20 protein-coding genes and 2 riboswitches are annotated in these 25,199 nt (G+C 55.2%); of the genes, 5 read left to right on the plus strand and 15 right to left on the minus strand.

The window, feature by feature from the left end; genetic code table 11:
- Positions 1-131: 131 nt before the first annotated feature.
- From OSC10802_RS0116025 to OSC10802_RS0116060, 8 genes are all read right to left on the minus strand, one after another.
- Positions 132-1,598: a sensor histidine kinase gene (locus tag OSC10802_RS0116025; protein ID WP_017717786.1), complete on the minus strand. Its 1,467-nt coding sequence runs from the start codon at positions 1,596-1,598 to the stop codon at positions 132-134.
- A 141-nt stretch (positions 1,599-1,739) separates the two neighbouring features.
- A complete protein-coding gene (locus OSC10802_RS0116030) occupies positions 1,740-2,342 on the minus strand; it encodes an exopolysaccharide biosynthesis protein (protein WP_017717787.1) in 603 nt (200 codons plus the stop codon).
- Between the two features lie 275 nt (positions 2,343-2,617).
- A complete protein-coding gene (locus OSC10802_RS50045; protein WP_155967895.1) occupies positions 2,618-2,842 on the minus strand; it encodes a hypothetical protein in 225 nt (74 codons plus the stop codon).
- Positions 2,843-2,885: 43 nt separating this feature from the next.
- On the minus strand, positions 2,886-3,647 hold the full coding sequence (locus tag OSC10802_RS0116040; RefSeq protein ID WP_071593314.1) for a universal stress family protein: 762 nt from the start codon (positions 3,645-3,647) through the stop codon (positions 2,886-2,888).
- An 83-nt stretch (positions 3,648-3,730) separates the two neighbouring features.
- A complete protein-coding gene (locus tag OSC10802_RS0116045; RefSeq protein WP_017717790.1) occupies positions 3,731-4,570 on the minus strand; it encodes an ABC transporter ATP-binding protein in 840 nt (279 codons plus the stop codon).
- Positions 4,571-4,780: 210 nt separating this feature from the next.
- Complete coding sequence (locus OSC10802_RS0116050) at positions 4,781-6,253, minus strand: ABC transporter substrate-binding protein (protein ID WP_017717791.1); 1,473 nt, start codon at positions 6,251-6,253, stop codon at positions 4,781-4,783.
- A gap of 201 nt (positions 6,254-6,454) precedes the next feature.
- Positions 6,455-7,303 (minus strand): nitrate ABC transporter permease, encoded by an 849-nt coding sequence (gene ntrB, locus OSC10802_RS0116055; protein WP_026098532.1) that lies wholly within the window; start codon positions 7,301-7,303, stop codon positions 6,455-6,457.
- Between the two features lie 95 nt (positions 7,304-7,398).
- A riboswitch (cyclic di-AMP (ydaO/yuaA leader) is annotated at positions 7,399-7,567 on the minus strand.
- A 141-nt stretch (positions 7,568-7,708) separates the two neighbouring features.
- The gene (locus OSC10802_RS0116060; RefSeq protein ID WP_017717793.1) at positions 7,709-9,046 is read right to left on the minus strand and encodes an ArsB/NhaD family transporter; all 1,338 of its coding nucleotides are present in this window, start codon (positions 9,044-9,046) and stop codon (positions 7,709-7,711) included.
- 383 nt (positions 9,047-9,429) lie between these two features.
- A riboswitch (cyclic di-AMP (ydaO/yuaA leader) is annotated at positions 9,430-9,563 on the minus strand.
- Between the two features lie 243 nt (positions 9,564-9,806).
- Between OSC10802_RS0116060 and OSC10802_RS0116070 the strand changes: the two genes are divergently transcribed.
- Entirely contained in the window at positions 9,807-12,242 is a 2,436-nt protein-coding gene (locus tag OSC10802_RS0116070) for a DHH family phosphoesterase (RefSeq protein WP_017717796.1), read from the plus strand.
- A gap of 443 nt (positions 12,243-12,685) precedes the next feature.
- Here OSC10802_RS0116070 and OSC10802_RS0116075 read toward each other — a convergent pair whose 3' ends face one another.
- Together OSC10802_RS0116075 and OSC10802_RS0116080 are read right to left on the minus strand one after the other, a co-directional pair.
- Positions 12,686-13,426: a YdcF family protein gene (locus tag OSC10802_RS0116075; protein ID WP_017717797.1), complete on the minus strand. Its 741-nt coding sequence runs from the start codon at positions 13,424-13,426 to the stop codon at positions 12,686-12,688.
- 120 nt (positions 13,427-13,546) lie between these two features.
- A complete protein-coding gene (locus tag OSC10802_RS0116080) occupies positions 13,547-14,428 on the minus strand; it encodes a hypothetical protein (RefSeq protein WP_017717798.1) in 882 nt (293 codons plus the stop codon).
- A 452-nt stretch (positions 14,429-14,880) separates the two neighbouring features.
- Here OSC10802_RS0116080 and ctpB point away from each other — a divergent pair, with 452 nt between their 5' ends.
- Positions 14,881-16,176, plus strand: a complete 1,296-nt coding sequence (gene ctpB / locus OSC10802_RS0116085; RefSeq protein ID WP_017717799.1) for a carboxyl-terminal processing protease CtpB — start codon at positions 14,881-14,883, stop codon at positions 16,174-16,176.
- Here ctpB and OSC10802_RS0116090 read toward each other — a convergent pair.
- The gene (locus OSC10802_RS0116090; protein WP_017717800.1) at positions 16,143-16,331 is read right to left on the minus strand and encodes a hypothetical protein; all 189 of its coding nucleotides are present in this window, start codon (positions 16,329-16,331) and stop codon (positions 16,143-16,145) included. The genes ctpB and OSC10802_RS0116090 overlap by 34 nt on opposite strands.
- A 115-nt stretch (positions 16,332-16,446) precedes the next feature.
- Here OSC10802_RS0116090 and OSC10802_RS0116095 point away from each other — a divergent pair, with 115 nt between their 5' ends.
- Together OSC10802_RS0116095 and OSC10802_RS53015 are read left to right on the plus strand one after the other, a co-directional pair.
- Positions 16,447-16,797, plus strand: a complete 351-nt coding sequence (locus tag OSC10802_RS0116095; protein ID WP_017717801.1) for a hypothetical protein — start codon at positions 16,447-16,449, stop codon at positions 16,795-16,797.
- A complete protein-coding gene (locus OSC10802_RS53015) occupies positions 16,794-16,964 on the plus strand; it encodes a hypothetical protein (protein WP_017717802.1) in 171 nt (56 codons plus the stop codon). Before OSC10802_RS0116095 ends, OSC10802_RS53015 begins: the two co-directional genes overlap by 4 nt.
- 232 nt (positions 16,965-17,196) lie before the next feature.
- On the opposite strand, the gene OSC10802_RS0116105 is transcribed toward OSC10802_RS53015, so the two are convergent.
- Positions 17,197-19,557 (minus strand): beta-propeller domain-containing protein, encoded by a 2,361-nt coding sequence (locus OSC10802_RS0116105; protein WP_017717803.1) that lies wholly within the window; start codon positions 19,555-19,557, stop codon positions 17,197-17,199.
- Positions 19,550-21,529, minus strand: coding sequence for an NACHT domain-containing protein (locus OSC10802_RS44425; RefSeq protein ID WP_017717804.1), 1,980 nt, complete (start codon positions 21,527-21,529; stop codon positions 19,550-19,552). Before OSC10802_RS44425 ends, OSC10802_RS0116105 begins: the two co-directional genes overlap by 8 nt.
- Positions 21,530-22,094: 565 nt before the next feature.
- Here OSC10802_RS44425 and OSC10802_RS0116115 point away from each other — a divergent pair.
- Complete coding sequence (locus OSC10802_RS0116115; RefSeq protein WP_017717805.1) at positions 22,095-22,814, plus strand: Uma2 family endonuclease; 720 nt, start codon at positions 22,095-22,097, stop codon at positions 22,812-22,814.
- A 196-nt stretch (positions 22,815-23,010) separates the two neighbouring features.
- On the opposite strand, the gene OSC10802_RS0116120 is transcribed toward OSC10802_RS0116115, so the two are convergent.
- Together OSC10802_RS0116120 and trpS are read right to left on the minus strand one after the other, a co-directional pair.
- Positions 23,011-23,952 (minus strand): methylenetetrahydrofolate reductase, encoded by a 942-nt coding sequence (locus tag OSC10802_RS0116120; RefSeq protein ID WP_017717806.1) that lies wholly within the window; start codon positions 23,950-23,952, stop codon positions 23,011-23,013.
- 170 nt (positions 23,953-24,122) lie between these two features.
- Positions 24,123-25,133: a tryptophan--tRNA ligase gene (trpS, locus tag OSC10802_RS0116125; RefSeq protein ID WP_017717807.1), complete on the minus strand. Its 1,011-nt coding sequence runs from the start codon at positions 25,131-25,133 to the stop codon at positions 24,123-24,125.
- Between the last annotated feature and the right edge of the window lie 66 nt (positions 25,134-25,199).

Consider the following 25,199-nt stretch of genomic DNA (forward strand, 5'->3'; position numbering starts at 1 on the left):
TGAGGGGAAAATAAAGTATGTTATAGGGGTTAGGGATAATTTTTTTATAAACCGCAGAGGCGCAGAGATCGCAGAGTCAGGGAAAGATGAAGGTTTACTCGTTTGATAAGGAGGCTCTGCATCCCGACTGCCTAGTCCCGGCTTCCCACGGCGTCAAAAGGCGGGTTCACCGGCACGGCGAGCGTAAAAGTAGAGCCTTTCCCCAACTGGCTTTCCACTTCCACTCGCCCGCCGTGAGCTTCGGCGATGGCGCTGACAATTGCCAGCCCCAAACCGGCACCTTCTGAGCGCCGGCGGCTGTTGGCGGCGCGGGCAAATCGCTGGAATATGCGCTCTCTGTCCTCAGGGGCAATGCCAGTGCCGGTATCGCGCACCCAGAAGCGGACATGACCGTTGGTTAAAGCCGATCCTAACACAATTTCGTCACCGGCACTCGTGTGCTGGGCGGCATTTTGAGCGAGGTTCATCAGGGCTTGCGTCAGGCGCTGCCGGTCTGCTACAATTTTACCTGATGCCTGAGATTCCAACTGCCAGTCACGATCTCCCAGAGCTTTCACCTTAGCATACACTTCCTCGGTAAAGGCGGAAACTCCCACAGTTTCTAAAGTTAAAAAATCGGGGCGTTCGGCTTTGGCGAGCAGCAGTAAATCGTTAACCAATCGGCTCATCCGCTCCAACTCGTCGAGAACTAAGGCTACAGTTTCCGCTCGTTCCTGGGGGTCATCGCCGAGCAGTTCCAAATGGCCGCGAATGATTGTAATGGGGGTGCGCAGTTCGTGACCGGCATCGCTGATAAAATTGCGCTGGCTGGTGAGAGCAGCTTGGAGCCGGTCGAGCATTTCATTGAAGGTGATGGCGAGTTCCGCAATTTCATCAGAACCCCGCACGGGGATGCGCTGGCTGACATTCGACTCGCTAATCGAGTTAGCGGTTGCGGTGAGCGAGCGCAAGGGAGCGAGGACTCGACCGGCTGCAATCCAAGTCAGAGCGCAAGCAATAACTGAGACGGCTAGCGTCACCAGAAGCATGACATCGGTGGTTTCATTTACCTTTTCCCAGTCCCCAGCTGCCGATTGAATGACGACAAACACCCCGCGAGTTTTCCCTTGGATTGTGACGGGTTCCGCCCAGTAGCTGAGCGTGTCATTTGGGGTGACTAGCTCACCTTTTTCTGGCTGAGTTAGTTTCGCCCAGCGATTCAGATATTTTGAATTCGGGCGAAGAGATTCTGGCAAAGCGACGGGACTGGATTTGTAAAGCTGACCGTCGAGCAGTGCCAGCATAAACTCGCCGTCATCCGGGATGTTGCGGGACAGGAACGTGTCAAACAGAGCCGGTGTGTCCAAGACGCCGGTGCTGCTGGGGGACAGGCGGGACGCCTTTCCTGCTGTTGGGCTTTCTTGCAGCAACTGGCGGAACTCCTGGATTTCTTGGAGGAGATTATGTTTGCCCCGCTCTTGCAGCCGCAGCGAAAGGACTTGACGGACTGCTAAGACGGATATTCCCTGCGAGCCAGCTATTAGCACCGCGCACCAAGCGATCAGGCGGGTGCGGATTCCAAAAAAAATTCGACGCCATCCCTGAAATTGTCCAGTCATCAATTCCGAGCCCTTCCTGCAGCACGACTTATAGCGGTTCTCAGTTAGATGAGCGTGTTTGCCCAGAAACCCGGTTTCTTAAAGAAACCGGGTTTTTAAGTACCTCACTAATATGAGACAGGCTATATTTGATAACTTTTACTATAATATATTTTGAAATAGACCGGGCATTTGCCAGAGCAGGTAAGCAATCAGCGCAAACAGCAAAGTAATCAAAGCCGTCAGCACGTAGCTGACGCACATCAAGAACCCGTCGGATTCCAAAGTGGCCACGACAAACAGCAAAATCCCAACGGTGGGAATGGGATTGGTCAAGGGCACCGGCAGCATGAGCAGCAGCGTCAGCCAAGTGATACAAAGCCCGTTGATCTGCCAAATGTAAGGATTGTTTGCGATCCGCCGCATCCGGGGCTTGGCCAGTTTTTTGAGGACGCAGTTGACTTGTTTGAGGTTTTTTAGCAGGGTGAGGATAAATTTCCGGGGGAATTGCAACCGGGCAATTTTTTTGGGAAGCCACGGCGAGCGCCGGCCCAGTGCCATCTGCACGGACAGGACTAAGTTGCCGATGCCCAAGACACCGGTCAGTCCGGGCGGCATGGGAAACAAAAACGGCAAAACCAGTAAACCAATGACTAAACTAAACCCCCTTTCCGAAGTTTGCGCCAGGATATCTGCTAAGGTTAGGGGTTTTTCGGCTAGCCGCTTCAGAAGGGACTCAATATCTTGAGAAAATCTAAGCTGCATAACGCTCTGGCACAATCCAATCTATTCTTGGCTATTTCTGAGTAATTAAAAATTGTAACAAAGAATCGAAAGCAACTTCCTCCTTCTCAAGACGGGTCAGTGTTTTGGCAAGCATTCGACTGTCCCGCAACCTGCCGGCTCGGTTGCTGCGCCGGCAGGCGCTGCGCACCCCCCAGACGGGCGTGGGGACGCACCCGTGTGCGGGAGCATCCCCATGCATGCCAAACTATTGTGACCGAGGAAAAGGTCGAGAGGTTTCATCTGATGTCTGCGGCTTAGGCACAGGGCACGATCTCCGAAGAGCATTTCAGCCGGAAACGGCGGCGATCGCGAGACTGACCGCACAGCGATGCCACCGGACATAATATCAGGGAATTTCTTCTACAGACGCGATTTATCGCGTCTGGGTTCAGGGGAGAGAAAAAACCGGCATCTCTCTGCAGGCTGCTGTGTTCGGTTGCCGGCACCGGCACACTCCCCATTCGCCTGCCGGCAGACACCAGCAGCAGGGTGCGTTATTAAAACGCACCTTATATCTAGCAGTTAAACTGACAGGCAATCTGAGGCAGGAGCGCAACTCGCCCCTGACACCAGCATCGAAGGGATGCCCAGCACCGCGCAGGGGAAATTAGGGCCCAGAGCGCGGACAATGGGGTGGTTGGCGTCGCTGCAGCCCAGGAACAGCAAAACCGCCGATTCGGATTCCACAACTTTTCTGAGTTCGGCGGCAACGCCACCAAACCGGAGGTGAGCTTTGAAGGCACCCCGCCACTCTTCCGCCAGACAGCGAGCTTGCCACAAGATGCGGTCGGCTTGCTCGAACGGGTGAGTAGGCGAGAACATGGTCTTGTAGCTTTGCCGGTCTGCCGGTGTCATTCGCTTGCTTGTTGCTAGCGCTTTATAGGTTTGTTGAGTTAAAACAGATGTGCTAGACTCTAAAGGCTGAGATGATTCCGACACCGCCAGCCGGCTGCTGTAATGAATGGAGGGGCTGCTCCCTTCTTTCGCCCGCTTCAAGACATGCGGACAGTGACTGCTTTGAGTTTCGCTGACAGTGTAGACCACTTGAACGGTGACTTGCCGGTGGGTGGCTAAACGAGTTTGATGGGCCATCCACAGGGTAATATCCAGAGCCGTTTGACTGCTGGGGGAGCTGTTATAGCCTACGACGAAGTTGATTGGTTTGGTAAAGTTAGCCCCATCACAAGCGGGTGCAGCCGGCTCGGGCAGCAACACCATGCGATCCATTATGTCATGCCGGCCCAGTGCGCTTTCCAGACGTGCTAACATTGGCTTGATCTTCACAGCTGTAACCTCTCTCACATGAAACGGACGATCGACAAGAGGTAGGCGACCCACTCAATCACTTAACTTAACACTATTATAATCTATTCGTCCTGAGTGAAATACCTGTCTAGAAAATCTAAGGCGCGGTTGCGGAGGTCGTAATACTCCGTGGATTCCCGCAGTTCTTGGCGGTTGCGCGGATGCGGGAAAGGCACCTCCAGAATCTCCCCAATTGTAGCCGCGGGCCCGTTCGTCATCAGGACGATCCGGTCAGACATATATATCGCTTCATCCACATCATGGGTGATCGTCATCACTGCTTGCCTGTGACTTTCCCAGATGTCGAGCACCTGTTTTTGCAATTTGCCGCGAGTCAGGGCGTCTAGCGCCCCAAAGGGCTCATCCATCAGCAGCATCTTGGGGCGGATCGCCAGGGCGCGGGCAATCCCCACCCGCTGTTTCATGCCCCCAGAAATTTCATCTGGATACTTATCCGCTGCAGCTGTTAAGTTTACCATTGCCAAGTGCTCATTGACAATGCTGATTTTTTCGGCACGGGTGGCCTTCCCCAGCACTTCATCCACGGCCAGCCGGATGTTTTCCCGCACCGTCAGCCACGGGAGCAGCCCGTAGTGCTGAAACACCATCATGCGATCGGAGCCCGGTTTGCGGATCTCTTTGCCCTCTAGCCGCACGGAGCCGGAGGTCTGTTTCTCCAAACCGGCAACTATCTTGAGCAGTGTTGATTTGCCGCAGCCCGAGTGACCGATTACGGAGATAAATTCATTTTCCCCAATGGTAAGGTTGACATCCTTTAGGACGACAAATTCACCCCCGCCAGCAGTAGGGTAGGACTTGACTAAGTTTTCAATTTCCAGAAATCCCGATTGGCGAACTGCTTTATCGTTTGCGCCGGCTGAGAAAGAAGTGGATTTGGTCATGGGAGTCTCCTAGAATAAGTTTTACTCAGGTGCGCTCTGGCGCACCGCACTGTTCAGCTGTTAGGCTAATAATGCTGCTTGTGGTCGAAAGGAGGCAGAGCCTCCTCCTCTGCGTTCCCAGGCAAAGCCTGGGAACGAGTGGTTAAAGGTTTGTAGTAGGGCTAAAGCCCTACCGGCTCGCCTGCCGTAGGGCCCAGAAACCCGGTTTCTTTAAGAAACCGGGTTTCTCAGTACCTCAGAAGACAGGTAGAACGATTGAGGCCGGTTGGCTCTGATTTCAAAACTCTTGAGATAGCCGGCAGGATCGCTGGGGTCAAAGGCTTTTTTGTCGATAAAAACCTCTGCCGGCTCAACTTTGTAATCCTCCTGAGGGCACTCGATACCCATTTCAGCGACAATTTCTCGATAGAGGTCAGTTTTCCAAGCTTTGCGAGCCAACTCTTCGGCATTTTTGGGAATTTCCCGAATCTGCCCCCAGCGAGCAGCTTGAGTCATTAACCAGATACTTTCTGACTGCCACAAGAATGTCGAGTGATCTCCTGGCACTTTAGAAACCTTAGCCGGCATGTCAAAGAAAATCGTGGTGTCGTCTGATGTCACGGTGCGGTATTGGTCATCAAACCCGCCATAATTGTATGAGCCAACAATTGCCGGTCGGGTAAACTTATCAATTGGACCATTCTTGGGTTTCGCGCCCGTAAACGACCGTTCTGTCAGCAGTTTTGCCACCTCCTCGCGGTTTTGCGGGTCGCCGCAATACCGGCAGGCTTCAATCATCGCCTTGACCAGAGAGCGATAGGTTTTGGGGTTTTCTTTGATGAAAGATTCCATCACCCCCAGCAGCCGGTCTGGGTGTCCGCGCCAGATTTCTTTGCCCTGCGCGAAGGTAAAGCCAACTCCCTCCCCGCCAGTAATTGCTTTTTCGTAAATTGCCCGCGTGTTCCAGGGTTCTGCCACCATGTAAGCTTGCATCGCCCCAATCCGCACGTTCGTCACCATCTGGGGTGGGGGAATGATGATGATGCGAAACTCCTCTAGGGGGTTCACACCGGCAGCGGCAGATAAGTAGCGGACAAAGTATTCGTAAATAGCAGAACTCAGCACAACCGCCCAGACTTTGCCCTCTGGCGGCTGGCTGTCAAAATAGGCTCTAAACTGTTTGCCAAACGCTTCCAGATCGCCGCCGTATTCGTACCAGGGGCGCAGCCCAAAATCCCACATTTTCCGGTTCATCGTCATGGCGTTGCCGTGCCGGTGAACCGTCATGGCTGCGCACAGCGGGGCGTGGCGTGCGCCTTCCGCTCCTATTCTAGCATTGGTGACGGCACCCGACACTACCGGCGAGGCGTCGAGGCGGCCAAAAATAATCCCGTCGCGAGAGTTTGCCCAGCTGGCTTCGCGGTTGAGTTTGACGTTCAACCCGTACTTGCGGAAAAACCCTTTTTTCCAGGCAATCGCAAAGGGAGCGCAGTCATTCACCGGCACGTACCCCACTGTCAAATCGGGTTTTTCCAAAGTTTTGGGATCTACGACTTGTTCGACGGCTAAGGCTTCTTCCGTAAGCCCTCTAGCCGACCGGTCGGCATTAATGGCGCAAGAGGAAAGTGCCATGCCGGCGGCTGTCGCTCCCATCCCTTTAATAAACTCGCGCCGGCTCCAGTCATTTGGGGATCTCTCACTCATCTTCAGTCTCGCTCAATCTTGCAAAATTTTGCCCTGTCAGAATTCAGCAGCCAGAAGAGTTTTCAACTCTCACTTCTGGCTCTCCTAAAACTGACAGCTAAGCTGTCAGGCTTTTAATCTACTTGTTGCAGAAAGGAGGCAGAGCCTCCAGCGCCTCGTTCCCAGGCGGAGCCTGGGAACGAGGGAACGAGGGAGGGTATATTAAGAGCGTGCCGGTCTTCTGTGCGTTACCAATTCCTGAATTTTGCCAACCGCCCAGTCGAGGACTAACCCCGTTAATCCAATCACGAGTATCGCCAGAAACACCGAACTCAGGTTGAGCCGGCTCCACTCATCCCAGACAAAAAAGCCAATGCCAATCCCGCCGGTGAGCATTTCTACGGCGACGATGACGAGCCACGCTATCCCCAAACTAATCCGCAAGCCGGTGAATATGTAGGGCAAACTTGCCGGCCAAATAATTTTGGCAATCTGCCGCCAGCGGGGCATTTCCAGCACCCGCGCCACATCGAGATAATCTTTGGAAACGCTCGACACTCCCAGGGCAGTGTTGATAATCGTTGGCCACAGAGAGGTGATGAAGATAACAAAAATTGCCGAGGGATCAGCCAGGTTAAAGATAGCCAAAGCAATCGGCAGCCAAGCGAGCGGCGATACCGGCTTGAAGATTTGAATGATGGGATTGAGCGCCAGCATCGCTTGTCTGGACATCCCGATGAGAAACCCCAGGGGAATCGCGACAACCGCACCTAAGGAAAACCCCAGCAAGACGCGGCGTATGCTCGCCAGCAATAGCCAGCCGATTCCCAAATCTCCCGGTCCGCGCTGGTAAAACGGATTGACGATGTAATCCCAATTTGCGACTAGCGCCTGCACTGGATTGGGCATCAATTCGCTCTGGAAGCTGGCCACTACCCACCACAGGATGAGAATTCCCAGAAATCCTGCTGCCGGCAGCAATACCACCTCCCGCAATATCACGGGTTTCGCCCGTTTCCAGGCGGCCTGTCCGGCAACTGCAATCGAAGATAAATTAAGCTGAATAGCCATTATAAACTCCTCAGAGTCAAGGGTGGGACACTGCGAACCAACCGGAGACACTGACGAGATCGAACGCTCTATTTTAATAGAATGTTGAGTCTTCATCAGTCTCCTCTCAATGCCTGCGAAGTTAGCTGACGGGCTAGGACTGAGAGATGTCCCTCTCGCTGCCTGGCGCGACCGCTCACAGGCATTCGAGATAAGCCCCCTAAATTGGTTCCTCCGCTCCTGTCTCACCCAGAGGTGAAACGTTGGATTAGGCAGACTTTTTACGCTCTTTTCACAATACTAGCATTGTTTTTTCTGCCTGTCAAGCAGTCTTCAGGCACAAGTTTTGCATGGCCATCGCTCCGCAAACAGGTGCGCCCCTGTCGCGCGCACGCTCTGTAGGGAGCGATTCCATCCCCCTCTCGCCTAAAGCAGAAAACGTAGCGTCACATACACAGCGGCAGCGATCAGTTGCGCCGCCATCACTGGGATGCCGTAGCGCAGAAAGGTGTGAAAGGAGATCCGGCGTCCGTGCAGCTCAGAAATCCCAGCTGCGACTATATTAGAAGAAGCTCCTACCAGAGTGCCATTGCCTCCTAAGGTTGCGCCAAACATCATGGCGTAGAAGAGTGGCAGCACTTCCGGGGGGAACTGACCTTGAAAGTCGGGTGCGAGAACTTCTGCCGGCGCTAACCCGACACTCACTACATACTGTTTCAGCAATGGCACCATCGCCACCACCAGCGGGATGTTGGGGACAACGCTGGACAACAAACCGACAAAAAACAGCAGCACCAGGGAACCTAAGACAATATTTTTCCCCAGAAGAACGGCTAGCACCCCTGACACGCTGCTGATGACGCCGGTTTTTTCCAGCCCGCCAATCAGCACAAAGACGGACATGAAGAATATCAAGGTACTCCAGTCGATATCCCGCAAGATGTTGTTGACAGAATCAATTTTCGTGTGGTGAGCGAGGAGCAACGCCAAAGCTGCCCCCAGCAAGGCGACGGCTGCCGGTGAGATCGGGACTGGCAGGGTTTCTCCCACGACAAAAAACAGCAGCACGAAGGCGACAATTAAGCCCCCCACTCCCAAAATTCGCGGGTGTTCGATCTTCGGGTGCGGCAGGTGTTCCAGGTCGTCCAATTTTTTGCGCCAGGTTTTGGGGAACAGCCACGGCAGCATGACTAATATTGTGACAATAGCAATAACTCCGCCCAGGCTCAATTTTAGCAGGTAATCCGCAAAGCTGATATTGACGGCATCGCCGACAATAAAGGTGGCTGGGTCGCCGACAAGCGTCAGCAGACCGGCACTGTTGGCAACAAACACCATCAGGATCAGCAAGGGGACAAAATCCACGCCAATTTCCTCCGCCATTGGGGGAATCAGCGGTGCCAGGAGCATCACGGTTGTGGCGTTGGGTAAAACGGCGCAGATGGGCGTGGTAATCGCCACAATGCCGAGCAGCAATCGCTTGCCTTGCCCTTTCGCCAGCAGCACCATCTGTGTGGCTAAGTAGTCAAATATTTTGGTTGGCTCAAACGCCCTCACCAGCACCATGACTCCAAAGAATAAACCCAGGGTGGCGTGACTCCGGCTGATGTATCCGATCGCTTCGTTCAAGGTCATGATGTGGCAGAACACCAGCAGCAGCGCCCCCAAAAAGGCGGCAATGGTTAGGTGTATCCACTCCGTCATGATTAAGAAAATGACACCGACAAATGTTGCCGCCGCCACGATGCTTTGCACGTTTTCCATTGCATCTCTCTCGACTCAGTTATAGAATTGATTTTGCCTGAACAGAAATCAGCCGCAAGCAGTTATAGGGTTGTGCCAGAAACCCGGTTTCTTTAAGAAACCGGGTTTCTCAGTCCCTCACTCAGAGGAAAACCGCGATATCACCGGCAGCCCAACTGTCTCTGTGGGCGGGGCTAATTTGTTCTTATGCAGCAAATACGGCCACAGCAATAAAATGAGTGCTGGGTCGCCATGACACTAGAAAACCTCCCTGGCTAAAAGTCGGGATTATGACAAAACACCCTCTCGCTATCGAGAGCAAGTGAAATTGATTGGCTCACACCACGATGTAGCGGGGAAGCTGATGAGAGCAAGGCACTTTTGATTTAGAAATGCTGTCTCGTCAGTCCCCTCTCAATGCCTGCGAAGTTAGCTGACGGGCTAGGGCTGAGAGGTGCCCTTCTCCTGTTTTACAACAGAGATAAGCCCCAGAGAATCTCTTTGGTTCCTCCGCTCCGCCTGCCGGCTTCAAGTGAATTTCTCAGCTCGGAAGGCAGATTAGGCTGACTAGATATAACTTAACTGAAATTACCCTAACATGTTTTTCCGCAGGAGTCAATGCCTGCAGGGCGGTTTGGCGGCAAAAATTTGCGCGCTGTTGGAAAGAGCCCCTCAAGGGCAACCGCCGGCTCCCCCCTGCCGCAGGGCCGGCAGCCGGTCGAGACAAAGTATTTCCCCGGAAGTGATATAATGGCACTCAACTGTGGGGGTGGGAGCGAAGATGCCCGAGCAAAACATTCAGTGGCAAATTCAGCCGCCGGCACAACCGCCGGAGTGGTTCATTCAAGAAATTCGACGCCACGCACCCGACATCTCTGGCCACTATGCCGGCCAGTTGCTGTGGCAGCGGGGGATTCGAGACCGGCAGCAGCTTGCCGGCTTTTTGAATCCCAACTCGGTACAGCCGGCCAGTCCCTTTGAATTTGGCCAGGAGATGCGCTGGGCGGTAGAGCGATTGCTCGCGGCGCGGCGTGCCGGTGAAAAAGTGGCCATTTGGGGGGACTTTGACGCCGACGGCATCACCGCCACCGCTGTACTCTGGGAAGGGCTGGGCCAGTTTTTCCCCCAACACCTCCAGCTCACCTATTACATCCCCAATCGGCTCACCGAATCCCACGGACTCAACCGCCCGGGGATTGACGCCCTCGCTCAATCTGGAACCGGGCTGATTGTTACCTGCGACACCGGCAGCACCAACCTCGAAGAAATTCACTACGCCGGCGAGCTAGGCACAGACATCATTGTCACCGATCACCACACCCTGCCGGATCAGCGCCCCCCGGTGGTGGCCATCATCAACCCCCGCTCCCTGCCGGCCAGCCACCAGATGGCCAATCTTTCCGGCGTCGCCGTCGCCTACAAACTCGTAGAAGCCCTCTACCTCACCCTTCCCGACATCCCCCAGCAACCTTTAGAGAATTTGCTGGATTTAGTGGCGATTGGCTTGATTGCCGATTTGGTGCAGCTGACCGGCGAGAGCCGGTATTTGGCCCAGCAGGGGATTAAACGCCTGCAGCAGCAGCTGTCGCACCCCACCCGCCCGGGCGTGCAAAAACTGCTCCAGCTCTGCCAGCGTGCTGGCGACCGGCCCACCGATATTTCCTTTGGCCTTGGCCCCCGGATTAACGCCGTCAGCCGCATTCACGGCGACTCCAGCTTCTGCGTAGAACTGCTCACCAGCCGCGACAAAAAGCGCTGCAGCGAGCTGGCTGAAGCGGCAGAGCTGGCCAACACCCGCCGCCAGTCCCTGCAAAAAGATGTCACCCAGCAAGTCAAAGCCCAGCTGCAAAAAGAAGACTTGTCCACCACCCTTGTCCTCGTCCTGACTCACTCACAGTGGCCCGCAGGGGTCCTCGGTCTGGTTGCAAGTCAAGTCGCCCAGGAATACGGGCGTCCGACTGTCCTCCTGAGCACAGAAGTAACAGACTCTGCCGACAGCCAAATCCCCAAATCCCCAAATCCCGGCACCCCCATCCCCAACTCCCCAATCGCCAGGGGTTCCGCCCGTTCTGTGAATAATATTGACCTGTACGGGCTGGTGAAGCAGCGGGCCGACCTGCTGCACCGTTTCGGTGGCCATCCCTTTGCCGCCGGTCTGGCCCTGCCGGTGGAGAATATTCCCCTGTTTGCAGAAGCCATCAACCGGCAGCTGCGGGAAAAGCTGGGGGCGTCTGGCTCCTTGGGCGTGCCGGTGGTGACAGCAGATTTGACTGTCACAGTGGCAGAACTGGGACAGTCCCTGTTTCGAGAGCTGAAACTGCTGGAACCTTGCGGCACCGGCAACCCCGTTCCCAAATTCCTGGTGCAAAACTGCTGCTTTGAAAAAGTCTGGCACCGCAATATTGAGGATTCTAAAGGGCGAAAAGTTCAGTACATTAAAACCGAGTTTGAAATTCGGGATGAGTCTAGCGCTTTCGGGTTTGCCGGCGTCTGGTGGGGGCACTATAAAGAAGAACTTCCGCCGGGCCGGTGCGATGCGATTGTGGAGCTGGACTACAATACTTTCAAACAGCGCTATGAGGTGCGCCTGATCGCGGTGCGCTCCTGTGTGGGAAATTTCCAGTTCCGCGCCCCCGCACAGATCGACTGGATTGTGGACTGGCGCTGTGAGAGGGTGCGGGCGGAAGGCGCTTTGATGAGTGAGGGGAAAGTTTCTTCTCCTTTTATTGTAGTGGAAGAGTGCCCTAGAAGTTGGGATGAGTTGCAAGTTTGGTTTCGGCACGCGGCGCACCGGCAGCAGAAACTGGCCCTGGCGTGGGGGCAGCCGCCACTGCAGTCCCCAGCTCAAATCTGGCAGCAGCTTGCCGGTGTGGCTAAATACCTCAGCCGCACGGGTGCGCCAGTCACAAGGCGTCAGCTGTGCGAGAAGCTGGGCATCAGCGATGGCTGTCTGCAACTGGGATTGCAAGCTCTGGGCGCGCTCGGGTTCCAGGTGGCCCACTTCGGTCAGAACTTGCGGCTGAGCTGGCAAAAGAGCGCCTCTAGGGAGGGGGCTTTGGCGGAAAGACCCTCCGCTCTTATTGCATTTTTGGCTGCGGTTTATGAAGAGCAGTTTATCCGGCAATATTTCGCCGAAGTGCCGCTGTCTACTCTTCAAGCGATGGCAAATTCGGCGCGCGATTCTTTGTCTGAGTTCGATACGGATGTGGAATTTTAAGCCGGTGCGGTTGAGGGTGGAATTTGCTTAGTGCGGGGAGAATTGAGTTGATAATTTTGTTAGGAACCGCCCCCGTGAAGGAGCGCCTAGAAAGAAGTAGGGTGGGTTCCCTCTTAGGGAACCCACCTCAAACTGTTACGCTCAGCTGTTAGGCTATAGCAGTATGCACTTAGGTTAAAACATTAGACCTTCAGGCCCGGCGGGACGCCTGCCCTACGTCTATATCCCAGTAGTAATATGGGTTAGGACAATAGGAGCGGGAGTGCGGGGGTGCAAAAGAGGTTGAAATGTACGAACCTAATTGGCTACTGCTATAATGCAGCCTGTCTGTCCAAAGGAGGCAGAGCCTCCTGGAGGGCGTTCCCAGGCGGAGCCTGGGAACGAGGGACATCATGTTAAACCCCTTGTCCTAACCTAAGTGCCTACTGCTATATTGAGGGAGCCTAGTGCGTGGTTAAATGACCTTGGTACTCGCAGGTGAACCCTTGTGTGCGCCACTGTTGCATGTCTACGTCTGTCAGCGGGGTGAGCGCGGAGCACGACGCCGGCTCGACAAACTGGCTGATGACTGCCCAAATCAAGCTGCGAATTACATCGATGCCGGTTTTGAGGGGTGACTCGCGATTGCCGGGAATGCCGGTTTCGGGGGCTAAGTCTATCTCGACCCAAATTCCGTGGGAGCCTAAGATAATCTGTGCCAGCCACTTGGCGCGTGGCAGATGGGTGGGGGAGGTAATGACTTTGACTCTGTGAGCTTGCCACCGGCTCAGGATGGGGAGAGAGAAGTAGTAGTTGTCAAAGGTGTTGCGGGCGCACTTTTCCAGGAGGACTTGCTGCGGGGGAGCTTTGGCTCGCTGAAAAATCAGCCAAATGCAGGGATCTTGGGAGCCTTGAGAAATCAGCACCGGGGTCTGGGGGTATTGTTTGGCGAGTTCGGCGACGTAGATTTCCCGTTTGATGCTGCCCCCGAGCACCAGGATAGCATCCACCGGCCTGTTGGCGGCGGACTGCAAAGCTACTGTGTTGCTCAGCAGCCAGCCAAAAAGGGCAACCGTCACAACTAAAAGGGCAAAAGCAGCTATCGAGCCGGCAATCCTGGAGATTTTTCTGTTGTGACTTCTGGTTTTTGGCTGCTGGCTGCTTGTGTTGCTGAACTTTTGCTTTTTGCCTTTTTTTGGCCCCATACAGGTTATGTCCGATCGCGTTTTATTCATGCCACCCCCACCTCTGGCGGGATGAGGAGTGACGCCCCCCACCCCACCTTGGCCCGCACCCGGCACCCCTGACCCCGCACCCCGCACCCCTCACCCCCCTGATTTTTTCTTGGGGGGCTTGCCGGTGGGCAAGACAAATTCGATTTGCCCATCGGGAGTCTGCCGTATTTGCCCGCCTAGCTTGCGGATTTCTCGCTCAGCCCGCTCTCGGACTCTTTTGTCTGTGGCGTTCATGTAAACCTCGGCCCACGACCGGCCCCGCGCCAGGGTGCTGTCGGGATCTGTTTTGAGGAATTCAGCGGTTTGCCGGTACATGGCTGCGTATTGCCCGTCTGGGGTTCCCTCCGCCCACTTGGCCGCCATTTCGTGAGAGTGGATGGCACCGGGGATGTCGTCGATCAGCAGCAGCTCGTCGAGTCCTTTCCAGCGCCAGAGCACATAGGCTCTCGGATTCATCTGGGGGGAGAGGGCGCGGGTGCCGCGATCCATATACTGCACGGTCAGTTGCGGCTCGCCAAGATAGTAGGAAATGCCGGTGGAAAGAAAAAGGTAGGTGTCAAGGAAGCGGGGATCGCGCTGGGTGATCAGGTCAAAGTAGTCGGTATTGAGGGAATAGCCGGTTTTGGCGCGCGCAGGTTCGTCGCCAAAATACTGGATGTAGTTGAGGAAGGCCCAGTTGGCGATTAAGTTGTCGAAGCCCAGGGTTGGCATCTGCTTGAGCAGCTGCACCCGCTCTCTTTCGAGCTGTTCCGCCTGCTTTGGGTTCTCCGCTTCCTGTGGCGGGCGGTGCAGCTGAGCCCACTGGAGGGCAATGATGCCGGCGAGGGCGGCTGCAGCGAGGGCTATATTCAGCAGCAGCCCTCCCCCGGAGCCCCGCCGCTTGGGGGGAGTGGGGGGCGCAGTGGGGGGCGCAGTGGGGGGCGCAGTGGGGGGCAGCGAAAGGGCGGCGGGGGAGAGGCGATCTGCTTCCATCGGCTTTAGACTCAGCAGTCTGCGGTGGCGGTGTTCTGCTACTCGCTATTTTAGCTACACTAGAACCAACAAAGTTTTGAGGTCGGTTTGTGTCTGAGTGCATAGCACTATGCGCTTCTCTGGGGTTAAATTAGCTTGCAAGCCCCTCGCACCGGCTTCTCTCGGGACACCTCCGGCGGCTGAGTGCCACCTGCTGGCCAATCCGGACACTCTCGCAAACTGTCACAGGGTTTTGCAAGTTCTTGGCCTCAGCTGGGTATCTTAATATTAGTCGATTCAGGGTGAACCCAGCCCTGCGATGCCCCACACCCAGACCCCCGAGCTAGCCACCCCTTGCCTGTCCCTGCCGATCTTTACTGAGATGCCGTGCGTTTTCCTTGAGGCGATTGCTGCGGCATCTCCCTGTTAAAAGGGCTTATTTATTGTTAATAATTTGTGTTAGCCAATTCAAAATGAAGTCATCCTCAAAACGCTTCCTGCTCCCCCAAATCGTCCTGTTTGCTGGGGCCATCGCCACAACCGCGACCATTAGTCTGTTCCTTCCCGGGCTGAGTCGCTCCGTGCGGGCCGCACTCCAGGACAGTCCGAAAACAGTTTTAGATGAAGCCTGGCAAATTGTTAACCGGGATTATGTAGATGGCAGTTTTAATAAAGTCGATTGGCAGCGGGTTCGGCAAGACCTCCTGAATAAAAACTACACGTCTCGCGAACAGGCTTATGTCGCCCTCCGGCAAGCTTTGGAGAAATTGGGAGATCCCTACACCCGCTTCATGGACCCGGATCAGTATGAGGCGCTGACTAACCAAACTTCAGGCGAACTCTCAGGGGTGGGGCTCCGGCTAGAACAGAACGAGAAAACCAAGCTGATCAGCGTGGTGGAGCCGATAGAGAATTCCCCCGCCCTCAAAGCCGGCATCCAAGTCGCAGATCAAATTTTGCTGATTGATGGCAAACCCACTCAGGGCATGAGTGTGGAAGAGGCGGCTAAGCTGATCCGGGGTCAGGTGGGCACTGAGGTGACTTTGCAACTTTCGCGCCCCGGAAAGGGGATCTTTGATGTGACGCTCACCCGGGCTCGGATTGAACTGCCCACAGTGCGTTACAGTCTGAAACAGGAAGGCAAGACGCGCGTCGGTTATATCCGCTTGCAGGAGTTCAGCAGCCACGCCGCAGAGCAGATGCAGCGCGCGATTGAGACTCTCGGCACTCAAAAGGTGGATGCCTATGTCCTCGATTTGCGGGGGAATCCGGGCGGGTTGCTGTATGCCAGTATTGATATTGCCCGCATGTGGATGGGCAAGGGATCTATCGTCCGCACGGTAGACCGGCAGGGACACGATGAGGAAATTAAGGCCAATCAGACGGCGATCACGGAGTTGCCTCTGGCGATTCTGGTGGATGGCAACTCGGCGAGCGCTAGCGAGATTTTATCCGGCGCTTTGAAAGATAACCGTCGCGCTACGATTATCGGCAGTCAAACCTTCGGGAAGGCGCTGGTTCAGTCGGTACACTCCCTGTCTGACGGCTCCGGTTTGGCGGTGACGATCGCTCACTATTACACTCCCAACGGAACGGATATCAGCCACAAGGGGATTACGCCTGATATCAAGGTTGATATCTCCGAAGAGCAAATGAAGCAGCTGGCGTCTAACCCCAATGCTCTCGGCAGTAAGGATGACCCCTGCTACGCCCGCGCCCTCACTGTCCTGCAAGCTCAAATCCCCAGCAGGCCGGTGGCTGCCCAGTAAATTTGTGCCGGCTCTCCCGGATGCCGGCTCTCCCGGATGCCGGCTTCCTGGGATGCCGGCAGGAATACGGCAGGTTGAAACCTGCCGCTATACAAACTTTCGCCCGCCTGCGCGGGCTTGTTGTTTTTCGGTGCCGGTGCGATCGCTTCCTGCACGGTTTGTAGTTGGGCTTTAGCCCAAAAGTTTGTAGTTGGGCACCGGCCTCACCGGCCCCCCGTGCCGGTGCTAAATTGCTTGACATCTAACCTCTTTTATGCTATTAAATAATCTATGCATATCCCATCAGAAATTGCCGGTCTGATCGAGCGCTTGAACCAGGAATTGAATGAGATGGAGCGGGAAGCCACAGACGGGCTTGCCCTCACCAGAACTATTGTGGATCGCTCTCCCAATAATTTCACAGCGATCCAGCTCTTGGCTTTCTGGAAAACCACTCTATTTTTTGTAGAGACATCCAGAAACCGGATTCCGAGTCTTCGGGAGGATATCTCGCTCTCTGAAGTGACTGCCAAGCAGGCAGTTAAGGACGCTGCAGAAAGTTTGGCAACAGAGTTGGTTCGAGTGCTGGAAACTAAAACAGAAGTCAGTGGAGTTAAAAATCGTTTGGAGAAGTGGCAATGACACAGAAAGAACCGGCTGAACAGGAACTCCTCGAAATTTTGGAGCTGGCAAAAGAAGCGGAACAAAAAACCAGAGAGATGTGTCAGGGAATAGTTGATCTCTCGGAAAACTGGCGGCTGAGGGCAGAAGCTAAACGCGCTGCGGCGGCAAAAGAGCCGGTGGGGTGAGCCGGCAAGTGACAGTGCTCGAACGATGAACCTCAGAACTCGAATGCTAACACCGGCATCTTTATCCCTGGGGTGAAACGCCTCCTGCCAAAATCCTCTGGAAAATTTTTGCCTTTCCCCCCTTGCAATTATTCAGCGCCATCCCCACCGAGAGTACAGTTTGATAAGCCAACTTAGCCGCACATCCAGCCGGCTGTCAAACCACCGGCATTTTGCGGCTATTTTTGCTAGCTTACTGGCGGCGGGGGTTGTCTCTGGCGGCGGGGGTGCCGGTGTGCCCCTCCCAGCGCAGGAAATGCAACCGCCCCGACTTTTCCCCCGCCACCACTGTCACCCCATCTGGCGCGACAGCACAGCAGAGTAACCCAGACTCGCCGGTGAAACAAGCAACCTCCTCCCCGGAATGCAAATCCCAGACTTTCAGGGTGCTATCCAATGAAGCGGAAACCGCAGTTTTCCCATCCGGCGTCAGGGCGACTGCTCCTACCGTGTTAGTATGCCCGGTGAGGGTGCGCACTTCGGTGCCAGAATGTAAATCCCAGACTTTCAAGGTGCTATCCCATGAAGCAGAAACGGCAGTATTCCCATCCGGCGTCAGCGCGACTGCTCTTACCGTCTCAGTATGCCCCCTGAGGGTGCGCACCCGCTCAAAGGAAAGCAAATCCCAGACTTTTAGCGTGCTATCGTGTGAAGCGGAAACCGCAGTTTTCCCATCCGGCGTCAGGGCGACTGAATTTACCCAGCCAGTATGCCCCCTGAGGGTGCTTCTTGACTCCCCGGAATGCAAATCCCAGACTTTTAGCGTGCTATCCGATGAAGCGGAAACCGCTGTTTTCCCATCCAGCGTCAGGGCGACTGCATTTACCCAGCTAGTATGCCCGGTGAGGGTGCTTCTCGACTTCCCGGAAAGCAAATCCCAGACTTTCAGCGTGCAATCCTCTGAAGCGGAAACCGCAGTATTCCCATCCGGCGTCAGGGCGACTGCATTTACCCAGCCAGTATGCCCCGTGAGGGTGCTTCTCGGCTCCCCGGAAAGCAAATCCCAGACTTTCAGGGTTTTATCCACTGAAGCAGAAACAGCTGTTTTCCCATCCGGCGTCAGGGCGACTGCTCTTACCCAGCCAGTATGCCCCGTGAGGGTGTTTCTCGACTCCCCGGAATGTAAATCCCAGACTTTCAGGGTGCTATCCGATGAAGCGGAAACCGCAGTTTTCCCATCCGGCGTCAGGGCGACTGCATTTACCAAGCTAGTATGCCCCGTGAGGGTGCTTCTCGACTCCCCGGAATGCAAATCCCAGACTTTCAGGGTGTTATCCGATGAAGCGGAAACCGCAGTTTTTCCATCCGGCGTCAGGGCGACTGCATATACCGAGTCAGTATGCCCGGTGAGGGTGCTTCTCGACTCCCCGGAATGCAAATCCCAGACTTTCAGGGTGCTATCCTCTGAAGCGGAAACCGCTGTTTTCCCATCCGGCGTCAGGGCGACTGCACTTACCCCGCCAATATGCCCCGTGAGGGTGCTTCTCGACTCCCCGGAATGCAAATCCCAGACTTTCAGGGTGCTATCCGATGAAGCGGAAACCGCAGTTTTCCCATCCGGCGTCAGGGTGACTGCATATACCGAGTCAGTATGCCCGGTGAGGGTGCTTCTCGACTCCCCGGAATGTAAATCCCAGACTTTCAGGGTGCTATCCCATGAAGCGGAAACCGCAATTTTCCCATCCGGCGTCAGGGCGACTTCCCATACCGTGTTAGTATGCCCGGTGAGCGTGCTTCTCGACTCCCCGGAATGCAAATCCCAGACTTTCAGGGTGCTATCCGATGAAGCCGAAACCGCAGTTTTTCCATCCGGCGTCAGGGCGACTGCCCATACCGTGTTAGTATGCCCGGTGAGGGTGCTTCTCGACTCCCCGGAATGCAAATCCCAGACTTTCAGGGTGCTATCGTATGAAGCGGAAACCGCAGTTTTCCCATCCGGCGTCAGGGCGACTGCAGTTACCGATCGAGTATGCCCGGTGAGGGTGCGTACCTTTTTCCCGGAAAGTAAATCCCAGACTTTCAGGGTGCTATCCGATGAAGCGGAAACGGCAGTTTTACCATCCGGCGTCACGGCGACTGCACTTACCCAGCTAGTATGCCCGGTGAGGGTGCGCAGCAGTGCTCCCCCTGGGGGGGTCAGGCTGGGTGTCAAGGGGCGCAGCCAGGGTTTTTCTTTCCACTGTTTTGCCGCCTCCAGCATTTTCTGAATGTCTGGCACTTCAAAAGACATCAACCGCCCCAGCAATTGCCCCGCCAGTTGGGTCTTATCCCGTCCCAACACATGCCCCGACAGATCCAGCGCCCCTTGAATCAATTTCAGAGTCTTTGTTTGCTCCTCACAGAGCAAACCGGCAGAATCGGTCACTAACCGGCAATCCTGGATCGCCGGCTGCACCCCCAAGGCGTCCACCTTCGCCTGAATAAAATCAAAATCAGTCAGCAAGCGGTACAATTTCTTGCCCTCACCGGCAGCCGCCAGATACCCCGGTAACAGCAAGCGCTGCTCTCTCTCTTCCGGCGACGCACCCGCCAACCACTCGCGAATTTTACTCATCGTCCCACAATTCCCCAATCAGAGCGTCCGCAATCCGAGCGTTAATTTCCCGACGCTTCTCATCCGGAGCCTGAACAATCTCCTGACTGTAGAGAAAATCGCGGAAACTGCTGTGATAAATCCTGTAGCGGGTTTCTCCCTTAATTTTCTCAGGATACAGGAACGGCTCCCACTCTGTCAGCACCTTCTGCACCGTGCGCTCACTCTCACCGGCTAACTTAGCCAGCAACACCCGCGAAACCGGCTTGCGGACTTCCCCCAGAATGTACACAATATTAATCTTCACCTCAAACAGCTGCCCGTCTTCCATCTCCATGCGCCGCCAGTGATCGTCGCGGTAGTATTTCTGCAACCCTTGGGGCAGATTCTCAATCCTATCCAAATCCCGGTACGCGCCCCCCTCAATCTCTGGCAGCACAAACCGCAGGTACATGAAATTCTTCTCGCTCTTAGCCGCCAGTTTTGTGATAAACTCCCCCACAGCCATCCCCCGCTCAGCTACCCACGCCCGCAGTTGGGGACGCCCAGTCACCCCGCGAATATAAGTCTCGATATCCGCTAAACTCTCTCGCGGATAATCTTGCAAGTCAAACACCTGATGCCGCGTCTGCGGGTTAATCCGAAAAGGCACCGGCTCCGGTCGCCGCGTCAGGATAAAATAGACCCCATCCGGCAGCACCTCTGGCAGGTACAGCACATTAGCACCGCGACTCTGGCTGTCCAAATCCACCTCATCCAGCGCGTCAACCGCAATCGCCAGTCGCTCTCCCAGCTTCAGCTTTTTGCTCGCCTCCGCCAGCAGATTGGACAAGAAATTGCCATTCTTCATACTGTCCGGGTGCAGCGGAGTTTGATAGGGCAAGTCGTAGCGGTCAATTAACTGCTTGCAGACACTGTTGAGGAAATCACCCGTGCTGGTGATGCCGGCAGAGCGCATGTTAAAATAAGCCACGCACTCATTCCACAAAACGTACTCAGCGAGGATAGCGCTCTTGCCGGCCCCCGGTGGCGCAACAATAGTAAAATAGCCCTTAGGATAGCTTTGGCAGAAATTTTCAATCGCCGCAAAAACGAATTGCCGCCCGACAAACCCATCCGTCTTGTCAGCAATAATCTCCCGGAAATTCAGGTCAGCCGGCGGCAAAGGTCTGCCCAACCGCTCCCAAATCTCTTGCAGCAAGTCCTCAATCTGGCCCAACCCATCCCCGATGCCAGAAGCCATCCCCGAAATCCGAGAAAATTCTGCCTCTAACCCCTTGACAATTGCCTGATTTTGTGCCTTTAATTGTTTAATGCCATCCAGAATATTGCCCAGCAGCGACAGCTGCATGCCGGCAAAAGCTTGCCCCCCCTGGGCGGCGTCGTGAGCCAGCACTTGGCGCAACGCCTTGGGGAAAGTCTCGTGCAGCCTTTGAGCGACGAAGTGGATCGCATCAGGGGGGAGAGACACCCCAGCCGCAGTGCACAGCCAGCCGGTGGCGTGTTCCCAAGTTTCTGGATCGAGGGCGCGCACCTTGGCCAAATCTTGGGAATTGGCGGAAAAAAGAGCCGGGAGGTGCTGCTCTTCAATGCCGGTGTAATTTGGATCGCCTTCCGCAGCCCGAGCAATCGCGCCCCAGTAGGTGACGCTTTTTTTAGCGACAGTCTCCAAAGCCGCTTTGTGGGCTGAATACAGGGGATTTTTGGCCACAGAATAGATAGCGAGGGCAACAGCCAGCCCCACAGCCTGCGTCAGCTCATCGCTATCGAGGAGATTCTGGTCATAGCGCAGCCGGTTGGCCAACTCGCCCAGGTCATTGGACAGCATCCCGCCGGCAAGACTGGCGGCGATGCCGGCAGCCCCAGCCCCTGCCATTATAAGGGGTGCGGTGCCGGTGGCGGTGAGGGCACCGGCAGCCACTGTCCCGCCCAAAACAACAGTCCCACACGCAAGGAGCCTGGTTTTGATTTCTGCTAAATTAAGGAGTGCCATCCCAATCGCTGACCTTCTGCTAAACGCTGACCCGGCAAATAGAAAACGCCCTTATATAAATATAGAGTGCCGGTGCCCAGACTGAGCACTTATCTATAAAATTAGATCACGCAAAAATTTCCCCTCGCTCCCCTCGTTTCGGGGCGGGCACGGGGACCATCGGTGTCAACTTAAACTGTCTCCCGCAGCCTCTGGGCGGTTGAAACCGCAGCTACACAGACGAAACCCGCCTGCGCGGGTTTTAAGATTCTAGCTGTTCTCTTAAGTCCGCGAAGGCGGACTTCGTTTGTATAGCCGCGATTTCAATCGCCAGGAGCTTAAGTTGACACCAATGGCACGGGGACCCGCCCCTACTGCCTCGAAACGCTCCGCTCTTTGGCTCCGCCTCCTTTCCCACCCCAAGCAGATTAAAACAGTCAGAGCTTATCAGCTGCCGGTGGCATTGATTCCTCTGAAGGCTCCGCCGACTTTTTCAAGGCGCTTATTTCGCTCCGGTTGCCGGCTGGCAGAATGTCCGCTCTGGTGCTAGACTAAACTTAATCAGTTTGAAACGGAGGCGAGAGGAATGATTTCTCAACTAGAAACTCCGAGCGCGACGAATATAATTTATCCAGAAAGCGATGGCCAACCTATAGCAGAGAATACCAGACAGTTTCGCTGGATAATGAGCCTGTATTACAATTTAGAGTGGCTATTTGCCGGTGAGCCATTGGTATTTGTAGCTGGGGACTTGCTGTGGTATCCGGTCGAGGGGAATAATACTATTCGTCAAGCTCCTGACGTGATGGTAGTGTTTGGCGTGCCGAAAGGGGACAGGGGCTCTTACATGCAGTGGCGAGAGGGGAATATTGCGCCGCAGGTGGTGTTTGAGATCCTGTCTCCGGGAAACACACAGACAGAAATGAACAAAAAACAGATATTTTACAATCGCTATGGCGTGGAGGAATATTACCTGTACGATCCTCAGAAAAACGATTTGAGTGGCTGGTTGCGTTCGGAAGCCGGTTTGGAGGTGATTGAGACGCTCCATAATTGGGTCAGCCCACGGCTGGGAATTCGCTTTGATTTGTCAGGGGAGGAGTTGCAGATTTACCGTCCCAATGGGGAGCGGTTTGCAAGTTATGTGGAAATTCAGCGACAGCTGGAACAACAGCAGCAGCGGGCCACCGAAGCCGAGCTGCGGGCCACGGAAGCGGAGCAGCGTGCTGAACAAGAACGGCTGCGTGCTGAGCGTTTAGCAGAGCGGCTGCGTGCGGCGGGAATTGATCCGGAGTCAGTTGATTGAAAAGGGACAGCCCCTTGACCCCTCCCTAAAACGGCTACGATTTACACACATTTTAGGCAGGGGGCACGGTGTTAGGTGTAATAGCAGTAGCGATTTAGGTTAGGACGTAGGACAGGCGTCTCGCCTGTCCTTTGTGTCCTAACCCTTAACCCATCCGACGCTTGGGTGCGACGCCAGAAACCCCCGAAACGACAAATCAACCCACCGGCGCAATCCCCGCCAAATCCAGAATTTCTGGAATCAAATCCTCCCGCTTAATCACCATCATGTGAACCCCCTGACAGAGCTCCTTCGCCATCCGCACCTGCTCAGCCGCAATTAACATCCCTTCGCGCAGCGGATTTTTCGCGCGTTCCAGCCGGTCAATAATAGATTCAGAAATCCGCACCCCCGGCACATTCTTATTCAGGAACTGAGCGTTCTTCGCCGATTTTATCAGAAAAATTCCCGCCATAACCGGCTTTCCAGACCCGGAAGCAATTTGACTCATAAACTTTTCCAGCCGGTCAAAATCGCAAACCAGCTGACTTTGGAAAAACTGCGCCCCCGCTTCCAGCTTGCGCTCAAACCGGCGCTGCAAACCCGACCAACTTGGAGATTGCGGGTCAACAGCAGCGCCGGGAAATAAATCCGTCCCCCCATCGGTCAGAGGCTTATCATTCAACTCAATGCCGTGATTGAGTTTGTCAATCAGTCGCAGCAAGCGCACCGATTCCAAATCAAAAACGCTCTTGGCGTCAGTATGGTCCCCCGCTTTCACCGGATCGCCGGTGAGTGCGAGAACAGTGCGAACTCCCAGAGCGTGAGCACCTATCAAATCAGCTTGCAGAGCAATGCTGTTGCGATCGCGGCAAGCCAGCTGGCAAATTGGCTCAATCCCCTGCTGCAGCAAAATTGCCGAAGCCGCCACCGGCGACATCCGCATCACCGCCCGACTGCCATCCGTAATATTAATCGCGTGGACTCGATCCTTCAGGAGTTGAGCCATTTTGATCATGTGAGATGGGTCGCCACCTTTTGGCGGAGCCACCTCAGCGGTCACTAAAAACTCGCCGGCTTTTACCGCATCGCGGAAGCGATGGGGAGCGAAAGTCGGTACAGGGGTGCTGCTAGAAGGCGCGAGAGGCTGCTCTGTCATATCTGAAAACCGGGTAGGAAAAATAAAATGAAGCGGGCGCAAATTGCCACCCGCTCTGTTTTAGCCTAATTATCATTCAGACGTAGCACAGGCGTCTCGCCTGTGCTTGGGACAGGCGGGACGCCTGTCCTACGCCTTCTGGGGACCGGCGGGAGGCCTGTCCTGCGCCATCACACCGGCATAGAATAACCCAGAGCCGCTTTCACCTTGCGCAGGGTTTCATTAGCGTGAGCCTCCGCCTTTTGCCGCCCCTCGCGCAGCACCGACTCCAGATATCCCCGCTCGTCCATCACGTCCTTATACTTCTGCTGAATTGGCTTCAGCGCCTCCACCGCCACCTCCGCCAGCAGCGGCTTGAACTGCCCCCAGCCCATATCCTGACACTCCGCAGCCACCGCCTCCTTCGTCTTGCCAGAAAGCAGCGTGTAAAGTGTCAGTAGGTTATTGCACTCAGGCCGGTTCGGGTCATCAAACGTCAAACCGCGAACCGGATCGGTTTTGCAGCGCTTGATTTTCTTAGCAATCTCATCCGGCGAATCCAGCAGGTTAATCCGGCTGCCCTCCGCCGGGTCAGACTTGGACATCTTGCGCGTGCCATCCGTCAAACTCATCACCCGCGCCCCCTCCTTGCGAATCAGAGGATTGGGCAGCTTCAGCACCGGCACCTCGGGGCTGCCAAACTGGTGATTCAGCCGCGCCGCAATATCGCGAGTCAGTTCCAAGTGCTGCTTCTGGTCCTCGCCCACCGGCACCTTGTCCGGTTCGTAGAGCAAAATATCCGCCGCCATCAGCACCGGGTAATCCAGCAAGCCGGCGCTGACATTTTCTCCCTGCTTGACCGCCTTTTCCTTAAACTGGATCATATCCTGCAGCCAGTTCAGGGGAGTAATGCAGTTGAGCAGCCACGCCAGCTCACTGTGGGCGCAGACATGGGACTGCACAAAGATGCTGGAATAGTTCAAATCAATGCCGCACGCCAGATAGAGCGCCGCAATCGTGTAAGTGTCTGCCGCCAGCGTCGCTGGGTTGTGCGGCACCGTAATCGCGTGCAGGTCCACCACGCAGAAGTAATTGTCGTACTGGCTCTGAATCTCCACCCAGTTGCGAATCGCGCCGAGATAGTTGCCCAGATGCAGGTTGCCGGTTGGCTGAACCCCAGAGAGAACGCGCTGCTTGCTCATAAATTCAAGTTAACTGTCACCTAGCCCACCGGCAGTGCCGGTTAAGACTAGCCTACCAAGACTTTG

Origin of the sequence: Kamptonema formosum PCC 10802 (assembly GCF_000332335.1) — a bacterium.
GTDB lineage: Bacteria > Cyanobacteriota > Cyanobacteriia > Cyanobacteriales > Oscillatoriaceae > Oscillatoria.